The sequence below is a fragment of the Helicobacter pylori genome, assembly GCF_003637665.1.
Lineage (GTDB): Bacteria > Campylobacterota > Campylobacteria > Campylobacterales > Helicobacteraceae > Helicobacter > Helicobacter pylori_CK.
In genome coordinates, this window is sequence record NZ_MVWR01000023.1 from 1 (window position 1) to 2,009 (window position 2,009).

The following is a 2,009-nucleotide window of genomic DNA, read 5'->3' on the forward strand; positions in this document are numbered from 1 at the left end:
AAAGAAGCCATCAAAGAAGGCGTGGAGGGATTAGAGGCTAATGTGAAAGATTTAGAGCGGATTATCCCTAAAGATTTGAAAGCCACTGAAATCATGGCTAATATCAACAGCCCTTGGATACCCACTCAGTATTAGAAGAGTTTTTAATGGAATTGAGCGCTAACCATTATGAAAAGCAATACGGCGATAAAATGACAGATTACCAACTAGGCAATCTCAAAGAAGACATCAAAGTAGAACACCTAAGCGGTGCTTATGAAGTTTTTGCTAGAAGCAATGAATTAAACGAGCTTTATGGTATCAGGCATAAAGACAAAGCGCATTCTTATAAAGTGCCTTTTGAAAGCCTTTTAAATAAAGTCTTAAACAACAAGGATTTGAGCGTTAAATACGCCCAAGTTGATCCTAATGATCCTAAAAAAGAAATCTTTATCACTGATGAAGAGCAAAGCAATCTCGCCAGACAAAAAGCAGAAGAATTGAAAGAAGCTTTTAAAGACTGGATTTATAAGGATTATGCAAGAAGAACCCATTTAGAGCAAATCTATAATGACACTTTCAACAACTCTGTTTTAAAAACCTATGATGGCTCGCAATTAGAACTAGAGGGCTTTAACCACCATATCAGCTTGCGCCCCCACCAAAAGAACGCTATTTTTAGAACCATCCAAGACAGGGCGGTGTGTTTAGACCATCAGGTTGGAGCAGGCAAGACTTTGTGCGCTATAGCCAGTTGCATGGAGCAAAAACGCATGGGGTTAGTGAATAAAACGCTCATTGCCGTGCCTAACCATTTAACCAAGCAATGGGGCGATGAATTTTATAAGGCTTACCCTAACGCTAATGTGTTAGTCGTTGATAGCAAGGACACCACTGAAAAAGAAAGAGAGCTTTTATTCAATCAAATCGCTAACAACAATTATGACGCTGTGATTATCGCGCACACCCATTTGGAATTATTGTCTAACCCTAGAGGAATCATAGAAGAATTGAAAGAAGAAGAGCTAGTGAATGCCGAAAAAAACTTTGAAAGGCAAGAATTAGCTTATAAAAATAACCCTAGAGAAACTAAAAAACCCAATGAAAGAGCCTTTAAAAACAAGTTGGATAAAATCCGCGCTAAATACGATGCGATTTTAGAAAAACAAGGCTCTCATATTGATATCAGTCAAATGGGGATTGACAATTTGATTGTGGATGAAGCCCACTTATTCAAAAATCTAGCCTTTGAAACTTCTATGGAAAAAATTGCAGGGCTTGGCAACCAACAAGGTTCTAATCGCGCTAGAGATTTGTTTATTAAAACGCGCTACTTGCATCAAAACGATAAGAAAATCATGTTTTTAACCGGCACGCCTATAGCTAATTCCTTGAGTGAAATGTATCACTTGCAACGCTACCTAACCCCTGATGTGTTGAAAGAAAGAGGGTTAGAATTCTTTGATGATTGGGCTAAGACTTATGGGGAAGTGGTGAATGATTTTGAATTAGACACTTCCGCTCAAAGTTATAAAATGATCAATCGCTTTTCTAAATTTAGCGATGTGCAAGGCTTAAGCACCATGTATAGAGCTTTTGCGGATATTGTCTCCAATGATGACATTTTAAAGCATAACCCCCACTTTGTGCCTAAAGTGTATGGGGATAAACCTATCAATGTGGTGGTGAAAAGAAGCGAAGAAGTGGCTCAATTCATTGGCGTTGCTGATGAAAATGGTAAATATAATGAAGGCTCTATCATTGATAGGATGCAAAAATGCGAGGGCAAGAAAAGCAAAAAAGGGCAAGACAATATCCTTTCTTGCACCACAGACGCTAGAAAAGTGGCTTTGGATTACCGCTTGATTGACCCTAACGCTAAAGTGGAAAAAGAATTTTCTAAAAGCTATGCTATGGCAAAAAATATCTATGAGAATTATTTAGAAACTCATGCCACTAAAGGCACACAACTTGGTTTCATAGGGCTATCCACACCCAAAACCCATAGCCAAAAAGTGAGTTTAGAAGCG

At 38.4% G+C, this 2,009-nt stretch carries 1 pseudogene; it reads left to right on the forward strand.

The window, feature by feature from the left end:
• A pseudogene (locus EAL49_RS08175) lies at positions 1-2,009 on the forward strand (SNF2-related protein); the annotation flags it as partial.